At 59.4% G+C, this 17,963-nt stretch carries 13 protein-coding genes; 4 read left to right on the top strand and 9 right to left on the bottom strand.

Going from position 1 to position 17,963, the window contains the following annotated elements:
• Positions 1-73 precede the first annotated feature (73 nt).
• The 6 genes from AC2A6O_RS07480 to AC2A6O_RS07505 all read right to left on the bottom strand — a co-directional run bounded on the left by AC2A6O_RS07480 (position 74) and on the right by AC2A6O_RS07505 (position 7,665).
• Positions 74-1,150: a branched-chain amino acid ABC transporter permease gene (locus tag AC2A6O_RS07480; RefSeq protein WP_148583008.1), complete on the bottom strand. Its 1,077-nt coding sequence runs from the start codon at positions 1,148-1,150 to the stop codon at positions 74-76.
• Between the two features lie 13 nt (positions 1,151-1,163).
• Positions 1,164-2,117 carry a branched-chain amino acid ABC transporter permease gene (locus tag AC2A6O_RS07485; RefSeq protein ID WP_148583009.1) on the bottom strand — a complete coding sequence of 318 codons (954 nt, stop codon included), beginning with the start codon at positions 2,115-2,117 and terminating at the stop codon, positions 1,164-1,166.
• 12 nt (positions 2,118-2,129) lie between these two features.
• A complete protein-coding gene (locus AC2A6O_RS07490; protein ID WP_498926310.1) occupies positions 2,130-2,957 on the bottom strand; it encodes an ABC transporter ATP-binding protein in 828 nt (275 codons plus the stop codon).
• Positions 2,954-4,882 (bottom strand): AMP-binding protein, encoded by a 1,929-nt coding sequence (locus tag AC2A6O_RS07495; protein ID WP_498926311.1) that lies wholly within the window; start codon positions 4,880-4,882, stop codon positions 2,954-2,956. Before AC2A6O_RS07495 ends, AC2A6O_RS07490 begins: the two co-directional genes overlap by 4 nt.
• Before the next feature lie 389 nt (positions 4,883-5,271).
• The gene (locus tag AC2A6O_RS07500; protein ID WP_498926312.1) at positions 5,272-6,300 is read right to left on the bottom strand and encodes a LacI family DNA-binding transcriptional regulator; all 1,029 of its coding nucleotides are present in this window, start codon (positions 6,298-6,300) and stop codon (positions 5,272-5,274) included.
• A gap of 234 nt (positions 6,301-6,534) precedes the next feature.
• Positions 6,535-7,665: a porin gene (locus AC2A6O_RS07505; RefSeq protein ID WP_498926313.1), complete on the bottom strand. Its 1,131-nt coding sequence runs from the start codon at positions 7,663-7,665 to the stop codon at positions 6,535-6,537.
• Positions 7,666-8,394: 729 nt separating this feature from the next.
• Between AC2A6O_RS07505 and AC2A6O_RS07510 the strand changes: the two genes are divergently transcribed.
• Positions 8,395-8,817, top strand: a complete 423-nt coding sequence (locus tag AC2A6O_RS07510) for a Ros/MucR family transcriptional regulator (RefSeq protein ID WP_148583014.1) — start codon at positions 8,395-8,397, stop codon at positions 8,815-8,817.
• 63 nt (positions 8,818-8,880) lie between these two features.
• A complete protein-coding gene (locus AC2A6O_RS07515; protein WP_498926314.1) occupies positions 8,881-9,141 on the top strand; it encodes a hypothetical protein in 261 nt (86 codons plus the stop codon).
• A gap of 34 nt (positions 9,142-9,175) precedes the next feature.
• Here the strand turns inward: AC2A6O_RS07515 and AC2A6O_RS07520 are convergent, their stop codons facing one another.
• Positions 9,176-11,083 carry a S8 family peptidase gene (locus AC2A6O_RS07520; RefSeq protein ID WP_498926315.1) on the bottom strand — a complete coding sequence of 636 codons (1,908 nt, stop codon included), beginning with the start codon at positions 11,081-11,083 and terminating at the stop codon, positions 9,176-9,178.
• A 168-nt stretch (positions 11,084-11,251) separates the two neighbouring features.
• On the opposite strand from AC2A6O_RS07520, the gene AC2A6O_RS07525 reads away from it, so the two are divergent.
• Positions 11,252-13,222: a PAS-domain containing protein gene (locus AC2A6O_RS07525; protein WP_498926316.1), complete on the top strand. Its 1,971-nt coding sequence runs from the start codon at positions 11,252-11,254 to the stop codon at positions 13,220-13,222.
• Between the two features lie 152 nt (positions 13,223-13,374).
• Positions 13,375-14,097 (top strand): response regulator transcription factor, encoded by a 723-nt coding sequence (locus AC2A6O_RS07530; protein WP_148583018.1) that lies wholly within the window; start codon positions 13,375-13,377, stop codon positions 14,095-14,097.
• Positions 14,098-14,260: 163 nt separating this feature from the next.
• On the opposite strand, the gene AC2A6O_RS07535 is transcribed toward AC2A6O_RS07530, so the two are convergent.
• Both AC2A6O_RS07535 and AC2A6O_RS07540 read right to left on the bottom strand, forming a co-directional pair.
• Entirely contained in the window at positions 14,261-16,927 is a 2,667-nt protein-coding gene (locus AC2A6O_RS07535; protein ID WP_148583019.1) for a TRAP transporter large permease, read from the bottom strand.
• Between the two features lie 21 nt (positions 16,928-16,948).
• The gene (locus AC2A6O_RS07540) at positions 16,949-17,944 is read right to left on the bottom strand and encodes a TRAP transporter small permease subunit (RefSeq protein WP_498926317.1); all 996 of its coding nucleotides are present in this window, start codon (positions 17,942-17,944) and stop codon (positions 16,949-16,951) included.
• Between the last annotated feature and the right edge of the window lie 19 nt (positions 17,945-17,963).

The raw sequence follows: 17,963 nt of genomic DNA on the forward strand, positions 1-17,963 counted from the left end.
ACCGCCGGACCGGTTACGCCATTCCTCACCGGATCGGTCCATGTCCGGATGGCGGGTGAAAAGGCTGGCGCCCCTAGTAAGGGAACGGCCAGACCCTGAGCTTCTGCTTCGCGATCTGCCAGAGCCGCGCAAAGCCGTGCGGTTCGACAATCAGGAAGAAAATGATGAGCGCGCCAATGATCATGAAGGTCGCGTGCTCCACCGTTTCCGCGGCCAGATCGAAGCCGAGGAGACCCGGAACGAATTTCAGCACGACCGGCAGGATCCAGATGAAGGCAGCCCCCATGAAGGCCCCACCGAGACTGCCGAGACCGCCCAGGATGACCATGAACAGGACCTGGAAGGACAGCCGGATGGAATAGGACGACGGCTCGGCCGCATTCAGCCAGAAGAACACCATCATCGCACCGGCGACGCCGCAGATGTAGGACGATACGGCAAAGGCCATCAGCTTGGTCTGAAGCGGACGGATGCCCATCAGTTCGGCTGCAATATCCATGTCGCGGATCATCATCCACGACCGGCCAATGCGACCACGCAGGACGTTCGCCATCAGGAAGGTAATCAGAACGGTGATCCCGAGAACGATGAAGTAGCGCGCCAGCGGCGTTGCCTCGGCCCCTGTGGCGACAATGCCGAAGACTTCGCGGTGCGGCACCTCGATTGCCCCCGAGGCGTTGTAATTGTAGAGCCACGGGATGCGAATGAAGCACCATTCCAGAAAGAACTGGGCTGCAAGCGTCGTAACTGCCAGGTAAAGCCCCTTGATGCGCAGGCTCGGCAGACCGAAGATCGCGCCGATGGCAGCCGAGAACACGCCGGACAGGAGCACCATCACGATGACATTGGCATCGGGAAAGATCGACGTCAGCTTGTAGGCGGCATAGGCGCCAACCCCCATGAATGCCCCGGTTCCGAGTGACAGCTGCCCGCAGAAACCGGTCAGGATGTTCAGCCCGATCGCCGCCAGCGAGAACACCAGAAACGGGATCATGATGGAGGTCAGAAAGAAGTCGTTGGCAAGGGCCGGTATGACGGCAAATGCGGTGATGAGGATGACGGCCAGACCGACGCGGTCCTGGAGGATCGGGAACAATGCCTGATCCGCCTTGTAACTCGTCTTGAATTGGCCAGCTTCGCGATAAAACATGGGTCAGAAATCCCTAGATCCGCTCGATGATACGTTCGCCGAAGAGGCCCTGTGGCCGGAACAGAAGGAAGATCAGGGCGATGATGTAGGCGAGCCAGGATTCGACCCCGCCGCCGACAAGACCACCCCAGTAGAGTTCGCCGATCTTCTCGCCGAAGCCGATGATCAGACCGCCGACGATGGCGCCCGGGATCGACGTGAAGCCCCCGAGGATCAGCACCGGCAGGGCCTTGAATGCGACGATTTCCAGCGCGAAGGACACATCGGAACGCGCGCCCCACATGATGCCGGTCGCCAGTGCCACGAGGCCGGCTGCGAACCAGACGATGGCCCAGATCTGGTTGAGCGAGATCCCGACGGAAAGAGCGGCCTGGTGGTCGTCGGCCACGGCGCGCAGGGCGCGGCCAATCCGCGTCTTGTTGAAGAAGATGGCGAGCGCCGTCACCATCAGCACCGCAATCACGGCTGCGGCAATATCGATATGCTGCAGGATGACCAGACCCCGGTCGCCAATTTCGAAGGCGGTCGAACCGGTGGGCAGCCCCAGTTGCTCGGTGATCATCTGCTTGGGTTCACCACCGAAGACGAACTCACCGAAACCGACGAGGAAATACGTCAGGCCGATGGTGGCCATCAGCAGGATGATTTCCGGCTGGTTGACCAGGGGTCGCATGACCACCCGTTCAACACCATAGGCCAGAACCCCCATCACGCCGATGGTCAGGATCAGCGCCAGATAGGCAGGCACCCCGTTTTCGTTGAGCCCCACCAGCGTCAGGCCGGCGAACACCACCATGATGCCCTGGGCGAAGTTGAACACACCGGACGCCTTGAAGATCAGCACGAAGCCGAGCGCGATCAGTGCGTAGAGAATACCGGCGACAAAACCTTCCCACAGGACCTGCAGGAAGAAATCCGGCATCTGGTACATCTGTACGAAGGGATCGATGAAAATATCGTAGAGCATGGTTCGTCCCTCCTAGTGGCTCACACCGAGATAAGCGTCGATAACGGCCTGGCTGGCCTGCACTTCCTCCGGTGGCCCATCGGCGATCTTCTTGCCGTAATCGAGCACGACCACCCGGTCGGAGAGATCCATGACGACACCCATATCGTGTTCGATGAGGGCAATCGTCGTGCCGAATTCCTGATTTACGTCGATGATGAACCGGCTCATGTCTTCTTTTTCTTCCAGGTTCATACCGGCCATCGGCTCGTCGAGCAGCAACAGGTCCGGTTCCATCGCCAGCGCGCGGCCGAGTTCGACCCGCTTTTGCAGGCCGTAGGGCAGACGCCCGACCGGTGTCTTGCGAATCGCCTGGATTTCCAGGAAGTCGATGATGTCCTCGACCTTGCGCCGATGGTCTATTTCCTCGCGTTCCGCGGGCCCGCGCCACAGCAGTTGCCAGAAAAAGTTCCTGTGCATCCTCAAGGATCTGCCGGACATGATGTTGTCCAGCGTGGTCATGCCCTTGAACAAGGCCACGTTCTGGAAGGTCCGGGCGATGCCCTGGCTGGCAGCTTCGTAAGGCTTCATCTTGCGACGCACCTGCCCCTGCCAGGTGATCGTGCCTTCCTGGGGGTGATAGAAACCATTGATGACGTTCAGCATTGACGTTTTGCCGGCCCCGTTCGGACCGATGATCGCGCGGATCTCGCCCTTCTGGATGTCGAACGAAATGTCGGTGATCGCCTTCACCCCGCCGAAGGACAGCGAGACGTTGTCGACCCGCAACAGCAGCTCTCGCTCCGTCCCTTCGTTGGCGTCCGCCGGCGGCAGCGTCTTTTCGGTCACAAGGGCGTTCATTCGGCGGCCTCCTGTACGCCCGCACCGGCGTCATGGGTGGTCATGTCGCGGATCTCGACAGTGGCTTCGATGATTCCCTTGCGGCCATCTTCGTAGGTCACTTCCGTGCGCACATGCTTGGAGGTGGATCCATCGTAAAGCGCATCGATCAGCGGACCGTAACGTTCGGCAATAAAGCTCCGGCGCACCTTCTGCGTCCGGGTCAGTTCGCCGTCATCCGCATCCAGCTCCTTGTGCAGGATCAGGAACCGCTTGATCTGCGCACCCGCCATCATCGGTTCGCGGGCAAGATCCCGGTTCACCTGATCGACATGGCTTTCGATCATGCCGTAGACATCGGGGTGGGCGGCAAGTTCCTGGTAGGACGCATAATTGACGTTGTTGCGTTCCGCCCAGGAGCCTACCGCGGTCAGATCGATATTGATGAAGACCGCCACCATGTCCTTCTCGTGACCGAAGGCAACCGCCTCCTTGATGTTCGGGAAGAACTTCAGCTTGTTCTCGATGTATTTCGGCGCAAACAGCGCGCCGTCATTGAGCTTGCCGACATCCTTGGCGCGGTCGATGATCTTCAGGTGGCCGTTTTCCGCGATGATGCCCGCATCGCCCGTGTGCACCCAGCCGTCCGGCGTCTTCGTGCTGGCGGTGGCTTCGTCATTCTTGAAATAACCGACGAAAACGCCCGGCGAGCGGTACATCACCTCACCGCTTTCGGCGATCTTCAGCTCCACATCGGGGGCAGGTTTGCCAACCGTATCGCCGAAGATCTCGCCATCCGGCTGCAGCGTGATGTAAACGCTGGCCTCGGTCTGGCCGTAGAGCTGCTTGAGGTTAAGCCCGAGCGAGCGGAAGAACTGGAAGATCTCCGGTCCGATGGCCTCGCCGGCGGTGTAGCCGACTTTCACCCGGGTAAGACCCATACGGTTCTTGAGCGGCCCGTAGACGCAGAACTCGCCAAGGGCATAAAGCACCCGATCCTTCAGGCCGACGCTCTCACCGTTCAGGATCTTCTCACCCACCTTGCGGGCAACGCCCATGAAATAGTCGAACATCGCGCGCTTGGCCTTGCCGGCATCTTCCATGCGCACCATGATCCGGGTCAGCATGTTCTCGAAAACGCGCGGCGGCGCGAAGAAGTAGGTCGGCGCGATTTCAAGCCGGTCCACATCGATCGTATCCATGCTTTCCGGACAATTGACGCAATAGGCGGCCGTAAAGGCCTGCGCCAGAGAGAACACATGGTCGCCGATCCAGGCCATCGGCAGATAGGCGAGCACTTCCTCGGTCTCGTTCAGATGGTCGAACTTGTTGCCGTTGCGGGCCGAGATAACGAGATTGTCGAAAGACAGCATCACGCCCTTGGGCCGCCCGGTGGTGCCCGAGGTGTAGAGCATCACCGCCACATCGGAGCCCTTGGCATCCCTGAACCCGGCTTCCCAGTCGGCCGCCAGCGAAGGTGTCGCCGAAATCAGGTCACGGCCCTTGTCCTGCACCGAGGCGTAGCTGTGCAGATGCTCGTGATCATAGCCACGCAGCCCGCGCGGCTCGTCATAGATGATCTCGCTGAGTGACTTCACCTCATCGGCCATCGACAGCAGCTTGTCGACCTGCTCCTGATCCTCGACCACCGCGAAGGTGACTTCGGCATGCCCGAGCACAAAGGCCATTTCCTCGGCAACGCTGTCCGAATAGACAGGCACCGGAACGGCACCGATCGCCTGAGCAGCGACCATCGCCCAATAAAGCCTTGGGCGGTTTGCGCCAACGATGGCGATCTTGTCTCCGGTTTTCAGACCCAGAGATTTCAAACCGATTGAGAATGCGCGGATTTCTTCACACACCTCGGACCAGGTCCAGCTTTGCCAGATCCCGAAATCCTTTTCCCGGAACGCCGTCCGGTCACCGAAGACTTGCGCATTGCGCATGAGAATCTTCGGAAAGGTGTCCTCCTCGCGCGGTGAAGCGCTGGCCGACCCTACCATGAACTGTTTCTTCCCCTGAAGCACCCTGCATTCGGATGAACACAGACGATATGCCTCTACATTTTTGTCGTTCGACAGTCCGCTGTCCGGCGCGTTTGGCCATCGGCGGCTTGATCTGGAAGGCGCCCCAATTGTTCGGGGTCATTACCTAAAGGGTATGAAACAATCTGACGCGGCAACCTTCAACCGGTAAATTATTAAAGGTGGACAGGCCAAGCGTTCCAAACCCGATGAACGCAGGCTAGGAGGCCGGATTTTCAGCAATATGTTTCAATCATGTCGAATTGTTGCAATTGCGCTGCAGGTGCGAGAGGCACCGCGGACCTAACCCTCTAGGCCAACGGCACTGCACTCTTGCGCACGACCAGCCATGGCTCCAGCTGAACGCTGCCATTGTCAGGTCTGGCGCCGCCGAGAAGGTTGAGCAGCAGCTTCGCCGCCTGTTCGCCCACCGCGCGGCGCGGCTGATGGATCGTCGTCAGCGGCGGCAGATAATGCCCCGCAATGTCGATATCGTCGAAACCAACCACCGAAACATCTTCCGGAACGCGAATACCGGCTTCGCTCAACGCGGAAATGAAGCCGAAGGCTGTCCGGTCGCTGGCACAAAAAACCGCGGTTGGCCGATCCGGCAGCGCCATCCAGGCGTGCGCAGCCCTGACACCGGCATCCAGGGTGTAATCCCCCTCGAAGGTCCAGGCTTTCGCCGGATCGAAGCCGGCGCCTGCCAATGTGGCGCGGAACCCGTCGCGCCGGTCACGTCCCGGCTTGTGCGACAGCAGCCCCGTGACATGGCCGATATTGGTGTGTTTCAGGTCGAGCAGGTGAGACACCGCCAGTTCCGCGCCAAGCAGATTGTCGACAACAGAGATTGGAACGGCCGGATCGTCACTCCACTCGCCGGCAAGAACGATCGGCGGTGCTTTGGGGTTCGACGACCTGATCCGGGAAATCGAGAAATGCCCGTCCAGAATTACGATCCCGTCGCAATTGTTCTTGCTGAAGTAATCGCTCACGCGCGAATGCGACATGGACGGTTTTCGGGTGTCGGCAATCAGAACCTTCAATTGCTTTTCCGCGCAAACCGTTTCGATGCCCTGCAAGATATTTGAAAAGTGGGAGTTGCCGATATCGGGAACGAGGGCAACGATTGTGCCCGTATCGCGGCGCCGGAGATTGCGCGCGGCATGATTGAGGACATAGCCGGTCTTCTCGACCGCTTCCGACACGCGGCGTCTTGTTTCAGCCGACACCCTGTCTGGCGTCGTCAACGCGCGACTGACCGTGGCCGTCGACACATTGGCTGCGCGGGCGACATCCTGAACTGTCGGGTTTTTCTTTTTGAATTCGGACTGTGGCATTGCGCGAATGTTAGCCGAGAACATTCTGGCGCCGCACGTTTTTTCAAACGCGATGGAAAAGAATTTTGCCGGTGTGCTGCTTCCAGGGTCCGGATGCGCATCTGCCAGGCACGGTCTTTGCTGCAGGACCACTGCGCCCCGCCCTAAAACGGGGGAGGCCCGGCAGTTTGGAGTCTGCCGGGCCGGTTGACTGACTGGAGGTCAAAGTTAGTCAGTCAGAGTCTAACCGTAAGATTAGAAGGTACGCTGCATACGAACACCGAAGAGGAGTTCGTCCTGGTCGTCCTGGGTATCCACATCGGTGTTTGCGTAACCAACGTCAGCACCCATGATGAAGCCGGAGACCGGCTCCCACTGAACCGAGCCGTCGATTGCGTAACGGGTAACGTCGTTCAGGCCAGCAGCGGCGTCGATGTCGGCGTAGGAACCGTCAAGCGCGAGGCCGATCGTGGAGGTTGCCTGGATGTAGGCACCAGCAGACAGCGAGTAACCGGTGGAGGTGTCGCCGTTGTTGAAGTCCGCTACGCCATCATACGTGGTGATGTAGGACAGAGCGCCATCGGCATAGAAGCCCTGGAAGAAGATGTTCGAACCGGAGTTGAGCATCGGCAGATTGATGACTGCACCACCGCCGACGGCAAAGCCGAGTTCATCTTCGCCACCATTGTTGGTCCGGTTGGCTGCGGCATCCGGGTAAACCTGATGCAGAGCACCGGACAACTGTGCGGAACCCCAACCCTGGGAAACGCCGAGAGCTGCAACGAAGTCAGGAGCACGGGTGCCGCCGTAGTTGCCGTATTCACGATCGGAACGGTCTTCCAGAGCGATGGTCGCGGAGAAGCCGTTGCCGAACGCTGCGGTGTAAGCGATCTGGTTGGTGGTCACGTCGGACCAGTCACGATCCACGACACCGATAAAGGCCTGACCGGTGAAGATGTCGAAGTTCGAGGTCAGACGACCAGCGGTCAGACCGCCCCACTGGATGTAAGCGCTATCCAGAGTGGTGCTGGTTTCACCGTTCGTGACCGTCGTGTAGGTGGACACGTAGGTACGCAGGGTGCCGAACTCGGTAGCCGTGCGAGCGTCCAGGTACAGGTAACCGCGGGACAGCCAGGAGTAGCCGTCAGAGTTACGGTCACTGAAGGCGCCGTCGTCCAGGACGTTGTTGACAACAACCTGGGTACGAACACGGCCGCCAACGCGGAGGCAGGTTTCGGTGCCCGGGATGTAGTAGAAGCGCGCGCCGTAAGCGTCACAGACACGAACGTAGTCGACCGGCTCCGGGGCTACCGGAAGGTCAGCCGCCTGGGCGGTGGTAGCAGCAGCAGCTGCGGCCGCGCCGAGCATCAGACTCTTGAGTTTCATTACATTACTCCAGTTTCAAATTCAGTCGGAAGGCTGAAGGAACGGATTCGAATACTTCACGCGACCCCTTCAAACTAACCTCTAGACTACCAACAACAAGCATTTACTTGCACCCCGCTGGCCGTCTCCGCATCAAAAAGCCAGTTCCAACTCTGGAATTCAAGCGCAAATTTCGCCTCTAAAAATATTGGTTTTCCGAGTCATATTTTTGCAACACATTGAATTTCCGCCGTTTTTTACAATTTTTCACTTTCGCGTTTTTGCCCTTGAACTCTCGCCATCTCATCCCCATATGGCCTGCCCCGACATTACTTTAAATACTAAACGAATATTTGAGCCATTTTTCTTTCATTTGCTTCGGCAGAAATGAAGAAAATTGTGACTACACTGTTTAGTTTACAGCCTCTGGAGAGAAGTTCGTCAAGAAAGAAGAAATAGCGACCTTGATTTTGTCCGTTTTTCCTGCGGTTTTTCGCGGTTTTTGAAACAATGAGGAATTGAAGACCAGTATTTCTTGAAAACTACAGTCAAAATTACGGAACGAAAAAACCCACGGGTTTCCTAAATCGGCGAAAATACCTCATTGAAATTTTTATTTGCCAATATCGTGATAGCTACTTGAAAAATTAAGTCGTTGGGGAAATATATCCAGCACGGACTGCATGCGCGCGCAGCACCACCTGCCCACGCACCTCGCCAGCCCCGCTCAATTTCGAAAAAGGAACTCCCATGGCTGAATCAGAAGAAGGCGCGGCATACGATTCGCCAAACCTGATGGAACTCACCGCGGGAATCGTTTCCAACTACGTGACGAACAATCCGGTACCGCAACAGGACCTGATCGAACTAATCGTCGATGTCCACGTCGCTCTGGAAACCGCAACCAACAACACGCCGACCGTGTTTCGCGCGCCCCTCGTTCCGGCGGTGCCGATAAAGCACTCGGTCACACCGGAGTTCATCATCTGCCTCGAGGACGGAAAGAAATTCAAATTTCTGACGCGTCACCTGAAAACGAAGTTCAACCTGACGCCTGCCGAATACAGACGCAAATGGGGCTTGAGCGCGGATTACCCGATGGTTGCGCCAAACTATGCGCAAAAACGTGCCGAAATGGCCAAGGCCGCAAAGCTGGGTCACCGGAAACGCTGACCGCCGACAAGGTTTTGAGGACTGGCCGCGCGGTGCTATATTGTCCCTATGGACTTCAGCCAGATGAAACTCAGCCCGCAGGCGCGCAAGGCGATCATGAAAAACGATCCCTTGGCGCAAATGAAGGCCATGGTCGAGCTTGCTCCGGGCAAGACTCCTGATGACCTGACCATGCGCAGTGGCGGCACGGGTGGTCCAGAGCTTTTGTCCTGGAGCCCGAAAAGCCACATGATGACGCTTCTGGTTACCGCTGAAAACCTCAACGCGCTCGCCGAGGATACCGCCGTCACCTACATTCAGGTCGGCAGTGCGATGCGGCGCTGAGAGCGCCGCATCCTGCTATCAATCCTTCAGGACATCAGATAACCGCGTCCGTACGTCCGGGTTGATCCGGATCGCGCAGAAGACGCAGGGCGCGTGCCGCATTCACCCTGCCGAAGCCCCACGCGACGTCAAAACCCGGTGCGCCGTCCGGATTGTCCGACGTTGCCATGAGGAGGTTTGCAACCTGAGGCGCTGACAGCGACCGGGCTTCCTGAAACAGCAAGGCAACGATACCGGCAACGTGGGGCGCAGCCATGCTGGTGCCGGATTTGGTCACCCGCATCGGATGAACGCCGCCACTGCCATTGCTCCGTCCGCCTTGCGCCCCGGATGCAACGATATTCGTTCCAGGTGCGGCAACCTCGGGCTTGTTTCGGTTGTCCCGTGTCGGCCCCCGGCTGGAGGAAGCTGCCGGCGCCAGCGAATGGTGGCTGTAATTGGCAACCGCGATGGCCCGCCGCGTTGTCGCCGGTGTCCCAAGCGTGCGAACGGGATCGAAATCCCCCCCCTGGAAGAACGATTGATCGGCATAATTATTTTTCTTGTCCCGCAGGTCCCGCTCGATCCAGGCATCGAACTGTCCGTTTTCCCCTTCCAGAGCTTCCAGCTTCACGGTCCAGACCCCGGATCTGAGCATTCCAAGGCCGAATGGCGCTTCAAGTTGCATGTAAATGCGCGCTTGCCCGTTCAGGCTCGAGAACCGCTCCGAATCGATGAAAACCTCGTCCTTGAGCATGGTGTTTCCCGGTGTCACAGGGCCGTATTCTGCCCCGTCCGGTGCAATCAGTGTCACGGCGAACCTGTCGACACTGGAATACCAGATCTCCAGTTCACTCGACGTCCTGTCTGTTCCCGTCTGCGTGACAGAGCCATCGGGCAGTGGCATGCCGCCACCGGTCTTCCAGCGCAGTTCCCGGCTTTCGCCCGTTTTGATGGTCCCGGCCGCGTGCCCATGCCAGACATGCTCGTTGCCTGCCGCGCTCACGAATGCGCGTCCCAATGGCTCCAGCAGTCGGTCGATGGCGCGTTCGACAAGGCTTTCCCCGTCATGGCTGCCGCCGTTCTGCCCAAGGCTCATGTTGATGACACAAGGCATATCGAGTGCATCCGCCTTGCCCATGATGTAGGCGACGGCATCAACCACATGGCTGGAATCGGTGAATGTATCCGACCCGTCGTTCGTGTCCGGCTGAACGAAAATCAGCGTGGCTTCGGGGGCAGCTCCAAGATGCGTGCCTTCCACGAACGTATCGTCATGCGACCTGCCATTGCCTGCCGCGATGCCTGCAACATGGGTGCCGTGCGAGCCCGCATCCGCCCTATGGCGGACGACGCTGAAGGGATCCTGCGCATTCAGCGCCTGGTTGATCTGATCGGCGCCATATTCCACCCCATAGGAGAAATCATCCGGCGCGTGTTCGCCCTGCCGGGCATCCAGACGCTGATCCCAGAGAAAGGCCAGCCTCGTGGTGCCGTCCGCATTGCGGAAGTCGTCGAGCGTGAAATCCATACCGTAGTCGATGATACCGACCAGAACGCCTGCCCCCGTGCGGCCCGGAACCCCGACGCTCCCCTGATGAACCGTGTCCGCCTTCGTTTCGGGCAGAGAGCTGTCCAGCATGGGGAACCAGCGCCGTCCGGCCTCAACCGTCTCGACCAGCGGATGCCCGTTCAGCTCCACCATGCGGTTCATGGGCAGGGACACGGAATAGATCTTCCCGGCCACATGCACCCAGTTGAAATCGGCAAACGCTGCTGGGGGTTGCTCGGTCTGAAGTTCGACGAGAACGCGCCTGACCTCCCCGAGAGGAGCCGCGCCGGCAGTCTCCAGCGATGCAGGACCGGACGGAAGGGCGTCGAGAGGGGATTCGTTTTCAAATGAACTCAGTTCTGCCTCGGCTGCATATCGGCGCAGCCTCGGATCAAGTTTCTTTAATTGCATGGAGACCTCCATCGCAGAAAAAACAAAGTCAAAATACCCGGCCACAATATCACGAAAGGCGAAGTTTTTCCGCCTACACGTCAAGCCTCGTTACCTCTTGCGACCCCGGCCTGTCATTCTCTCCTTGGACGAATGGTCAAACCTGTTTTTCGGGCTTAATCTCACCTCATGGAGGAGACACAGCAGCTCAAGACGCAGCTTGATCTGATGCAGGCAGCGCTTGACCATATCAATCAGGGCTTTTCGGCTTTCGACGCCGACCTCAGACTTGTCGCGTGGAATCGGGGCTTGTGGGAAATGCTAGATTTCCCTCAGGAACTGGCCCGGCGCGGCACGCATCTGGAAGCCTTCTTGCGCGTGAACGCAGAACGGGGTGAATACGGCCCCGGCGATATTGAAGGCAAGATCCAGCGCAGGCTGGAACGGGCCAAGCTGTTCGAGCCGCATTATTTCGAACGCATCCGGCCCAACGGCCAGGTGATCGCCGTTTCAGGCACGCCCCTGCCCCGGGGAGGATTCGTCACCACCTATTCCGACGTCACCGAAGATCGCCGCCGGCAGGAAAAGCTGGAACGCACGGTGGAAGAGCGCACCCGCGCCCTGCAGCAGTCGGAGGACTGGCTGCGGCTGGTGACGGACAATATTCCGGCCCTGATTGCCTATCTGTCGCCCGGCCCGGTCTTCCGCTTCGCCAACCGTCGGTATGCCGACTGGTTCGGCCACTCCGTCGCCTCCGTCGCCGGCCGGCCGGCGCCTGAAGTGGTCGGCGAGGAGCTTTTCAAGGAGCTGGAGCCGCACATCAACCGCTGCTTCGAAGGCAACGCCGTCAGCTACGAATATCAGCGCAATCGCTCGGATGGCAGCATCGCCTATATGCGCTCCACCCTCATCCCGGACATGACGAAAGACGGCCGAACCCTCGGGATCTTCGTGCTTTCCCTGGACGCCACCGACCAGAAACAGGCGGAAGCCGCACTCGTGCAGTCCCAGCGCATGGACGCTGTCGGCAAGCTGACCGGCGGCCTTGCCCATGACTTCAACAACCTTCTCGCCATCCTGATGGGCAACCTTCTGTCCCTCGGACGCACGGAAACACCGCTCGACCGGGAAACGCTCGACAGCAAGCTGTCACCGATGCTTGAGGCGACCAAGCGCGGATCCGACCTGATCCAGCGTCTCCTCGCTTTCAGCCGCGGCAAGGCCATCGATCCGCAGAACGTATCCCTGGCCAAGGTGATTGCCAGTGCGGGCCGTCTCCTCGAAGGGTCCCTGCCGCCCTCGGTCGACGTCACGATCACCACCGAGAATGCGGAAATCGGTGCCTGCATCGACCCGACACAAATGGAAACCGCGCTGATCAACCTGGCTTTCAACGCCCGCGACGCGATGCCGGAAGGCGGCACGCTGACCATCGCGCTGGACATGTGCGAGCTCGATGCCCGCGGAGCGGACGATTTGGGCATTCCACCCGGCAAATTTGCGCGCATCACCGTTGGCGACACCGGAAGCGGCATGGATGCGGAAACGCAGCTGCGGGTCTTCGAGCCCTTCTTTACCACCAAGACCTTCGGCACCGGCAGCGGCCTCGGCCTGTCCATGGTCTATGGTTTCATTCACCAATCCGGCGGCGCGATCCACATTTCCAGCACGCCGGGAGCAGGCACCTGTCTGACCCTCTATCTGCCCTACCGACGCATTGCCACGTCCATTGGCGCGGACACGGACAAAGGTGACGCAGAACCGGTAAGACCCGGTCGGGGCGAGCTTCTGCTTCTTGTTGAGGATGACCCGGATGTCGCCAACACGGTGACGGATCAGTTACAAAACCTCGGGTACGCGGTTCTGCGGGCCGAAAACGCGGAGGATGCCCGCAGCCTGGCCCTGGACCTTCCGGAACTGCGTGCCGTTCTCAGCGACATCATCATGCCCGGTCAGATCAATGGTCTTGCCCTGGCACGGGAAATCCAGCAGAAGCGGCAAGACCTCGGCATCGCGCTGATGTCCGGATATGCCGACTGGTCGGACCTTGCAGGACAGGCAAGCGCCTGCGAATTTCCGGTCTTGGCGAAACCTTTCGCAGATGCTCAACTTGCAGACACGCTGCAGAAGATTCTCTCTCCCGCACCAGACTCAGCTTGATGGTTATGCAACGATCATTGCTTATGATCCATCCGACCGGGTCTGGAGACCCTTTCCCGCTTGCCGGGCAAAGATGTCAGTCTTCTGCGGTCAAGCCATCCTCGCGATGGATCGAAACCGGCACTCTTTGAATCAGGACACAGGAACGCGCCTTGCAGACACGCTCCCTCCAGGCAGTCAAACGCACCGTTTTCATTGTCGACGACGAACCGGAGATCGGTAACCTGCTTCTGGATGCCCTTCTTCAGTTCGAGATGGAGGGCAAGGTCTTTGCAACGGCTGCGCAGATGCTGACCGCACTCAGTCTGGAAACGCCGGACGCCTGCATCGTCGACCTTGGTCTGCCCGACATGGAGGGCATGGCCCTTATCAACGAGATCAGGCGCCAGTCGTCGGTGCCGATCATTGTTCTGTCGGCACGCGGCCATTCGACCGACCGTGTGATGGGGCTGGAACTTGGCGCCGATGATTATGTGGTCAAGCCCTTCGACCCGCGTGAAGTGGTTGCGCGCATCCGCTCGATCCTGCGTCGCTCGTCCGACCAGCCTTCGAAAAAGGCGAGCGTCGATTGCGCCAGGTTCGAGGGCTGGAGCTACCTGCCCGCCTCCCATTGCCTGATCTCTCCGGAGGGGGAGGAAACGTTCCTGTCGACCGGCGAGGCCTCCTTGCTGGAAGCACTCCTGAGAGCGCCCAAGCGCGTGCTCTCACGCGATTATCTGCTGGAGCATGGCGGTCGGGACGAGAGCCTTGACCGGTCAATCGACGTGCGCATTTCGCGCATCCGCAAGAAGCTTAACCGCAAGAACGAACCGGCCCACATCCGAACCATCTACGGGTCCGGCTACATGCTTGCCTGCGATGTAAAGTGGAGCTGACGCGAGGCCCGATCTTTCAGGCTCCACCGCCTTTGGCCGCGCCCTCTCTGGCTGCGTGGCATCGGCGCAGGTAGCGCCTCTGATCACCCCAACAGTTTGAGAGTTCTCAAACAAAAAGCGGGAGGATTTCTCCTCCCGCCTTTCATTCTTTGTGTCCTCAGGATCAGAAGCTCAGGCTGATGTCCCGATGGTCGGAAAGACATGCGGCAACATCAAGCGCCATATCCGTCGGTAGACGGTTCTGCGCTCTCAAACCGATGTTTGTCGCAACCACGTCATCGAAGGCTTTCAGCTTCGGCAGGATCTCCTCGGCACCTTTCCGGCGCCAGGCGAGATCCGCGTCGAGCGCCGCAATCGCCTTGTCGATTTCCGCAACAGCTTCTTCCGCATTCGGTTCACGGCTCCGCATGATCTTGCGGGCATTGTTCAGCTCATCGCGAATATCGCGTGTGCCTTCCGCATCTCCCACCCGCGAGCGCATTGCCGAAATCGCATCTTCCGCAGCCTTTGGTTCAAGCGTCGGCACTTCGGCCTTCAGGGCTTCCAGTTCCGGCTTGAAGCTTGCGACCAGATCGGCCTGATCGAGGATCGTTTTCAGCTCCACGATGGGCTCATAGGCCTGATCGACAGTCCGTCGGTAAGACACCCGGGCGGTATTCTCCGCCTTCTGGATCTTGGCAAAGGTTGTGTAGGTGTCCTTCCAATCGGACGGGATCTCCGCCATCAGGGCTTCATGCCGGGCTTTCAAATCGTCGATACGAGCCTGAGCACGTTCGCCCTGTTCGGCGGTATAGATACCTGTCTCACCCGAGCGATCAACGATCACCTGAAGATCGGCAATCCGATCATCAAGTCGGCGGGCATCACGTTCGATGGCACGAACCTCGGTGTGAACCGGCTTGTAGGCCCCAGCCGCTGCCGCAACATCCGCCTCAGCAGCATGGATCGCCTCCATTTGCGGCAAGGCTTCCTTCGCCTTTTCCAGCCCTTCCATGACATCATCGCGCAGATCTTCCGGCAGATAGCTCATGTCAACGGATTCCATGGACTGGATGGCCGACAGGATCTTGTCGCCATTCTTCTGGAAGTCCTCATAGACGAGAGCTTCCATGCAGTATTGCAGACGCGGGTTCTTGGGAGGTGGTGCGGTCTCCGACAACAGGGACGAGCGGTTCGGCAGGTAGTTCACAAGCTGCGGATACAGCCCGACGATACCCAGCGCCAACAACTGCAGGCAGATGAACGCAATCACGCCCTTGTACATGTCCAGCGTCTTGACCACCGCCGGGGCAACCCCGCGCAGATAGAACAGCGCGAAGCCGAACGGCGGTGTCAGGAACGAGGTCTGGATATTGAGGCCGATCATCACGCCAAGCCAGACGGCGGTGACGTTCGCTTCCGGATCCGCGAGCAGGATCGGTGCAACGATCGGCACGACAACCACCGCGATCTCGATGAAATCGAGGAAGAAGCCGAGGACGAAGATGACCAGCATCACGATTAGGAACTGAGCCCAGAACCCTCCCGGCAGGCCCTGCAGGAAGTTTTTGACCAGCTCTTCCCCGCCGAAGGCACGGAAGGCCGATGTCAGCATGGCCGCGCCCAGAAGAATGATGAACACCAGCGCGGTGGTCTTGGCGGTTTCCACCATCACGCCGCGCAGCGTGTTCTCGAACTTCAGCGTGCGCCAGCCCGACCACAGGATCGCGATCAGCAGTAGCGAAACGGCGATGATTGCCAGGATCAGGGCAACCACATCGTCGCTGGTCTGGATCAGCTTGATGTTGACCGAGCCGAAGAAGCTGACCACCACGGCCAGACAGAGCAAGGCCAGAATGGCGATGATCGCCGGGCTGTAGGCCCCGCGCTTGCCGTCCCGAAGCCGGTACCCGGCCATGACCATCGCGCCAACGGCACCGATGGCGCCGGCCTGGTTCACGGTGGCAACACCGGCGATGATCGAGCCCAGAACGAGGAAGATCAGAGCCAGCGGCGGCACCAGGGTCAGCACCACCTTGCCCGCGAACGCACGGGTGAAAGTGCCTTCTTCATGGACTGCCGGTGCCGACTTCGGGTTCATCAGCGCGAAGCCCAGGATGAACAGCATGTAAAGGCCGACCAGGACGAGGCCCGGCAGGAAAGCCCCCAGGAACATTTCGCCGGCACTGGTCGAGACCACCGAAAAATCCGAGGGCATCGAAAGTTCGCCGGTGCTCGCCTTGTAGAGCGTCTGGCGCAGCGAGCCGGCCTGATCGACCGCGCTGGCAAGCTGGTCGGCCAGAATGATCAGCACGATGGACGGCGGAATGATCTGCCCCAGCGTCCCGGACGCGGCGATGGTGCCCGTTGCCAGAGGCACCGAATACTTGTTGCGCAGCATGGCCGGCAGCGAGATCAGGCCCATGGCAACGACGGTTGCCCCGACGATGCCGGTGGTGGCGGCCAGAAGCGCGCCAACGAAAACCACGGAGATCCCAAGGCCGCCCGGCACCGGGCCAAACAGCCGCGCCATCGTGACCAGAAGGTCTTCAGCGATCTTCGACCGCTGCAGCATGATGCCCATGAACACGAACAACGGAATGGCTATGAGCGTATCCCGCTCCGCCTCCCAGTAGATGCCGCGGAAGTTCGTCACCCCCGCGCTGAGCCACTGGCTTGGCCCGCCGTGCGAGAAATAGGCACCGGGATCGCCGGCAAACAGATAGCCCGAGCCGGCGGCGATGCCGATCGTCAGGATGGCCGACCCAGGGAGCGAAAAGGCAACCGGGAAACCGGACCCAAGCGCAATCGCCATCAGGACGACCAGGATAAGAAGGAAAAAAAGTTCCATATCAAGCGGTCTCGTCAGGCTCTATTGAATCGTGTGGCTGTCATGATCCCGGCCGCCCGGTTCACCGCGAATATCGGCAACCGCTTCCAGGAAATACGCCACGAACTGGATCATCATGGTAACGGCGAAGACGCCAAGGAATCCCGCCATGAGATACTTCACGTAAAGACCGAAACCAGCCTGCGTGGTCTCGTAGGTCAGGATCGGGCTGTTGATGATGTTCTGCTTGCCGCCCAGACCGACGATCAGGATGACGGTACAAAGGCTCATGCCGAGCACGACGGACCCGACGGCATTGACGATACCCTTGGCCTTTGTCGACATGCCTGCATAAAGGATATCGACCCGAACGTGCCCTTCCTCATGCAGGGTGTAGGCACTGGCAAAGAGGAACAGCGCCGCATACCAGAACCGGACAAGATCGGCGAGGAAGGCCTGCTCATAGGAGAACACGAAGCGGCCGATAACGATAAGCAGCTCCGCCGCAACCACCAGAAGTGCCAGCCAGGTGAAGCCGAGCGTGCGCGTGAAGGCTGCGATCACGAACGACAGTGCGATCAGCGGCATATGTACATAGGGACCACGGAACTGTGACCTGCCGAGGTCGTCGGCCAGTGTCTGTCCGACAAAATCGGGCAGAAAGCCCTCGATCCGCAGGAAAGAGATCGTGCTGTCGACCAGCCCGACGATCAGCACGGCAAAGAAGCAGGCCCTGATCAGATAGGCGTTTATGTTGCTGATGCGGGCGCTGTCTTCTCGCAGCGTGTTTCCGTTCGTCCTTACATAGCCGAAGGCCAACAGGATCATTGCCGCATAGAGCGCCAGCTGCAGCCAGGACCAGAAGATCGGCATGGAGCCATTGGCCGCGCCGCCAAAAATGGGCGCGATACCTGGAAGATCTTGCCAGTAGGTCAGGTAGTTGTTGAGAAGAAACGCCGTCATGATCGCCAATACGACCCAGCCGCACAGGCGGAAGAAGCGGGCGCTCTCCGGCGAGGCTTGACCACCGGAATTCATAACAGGCGAGCCGTCTTGA

This window comes from Labrenzia sp. ATLA3, assembly GCF_057180185.1.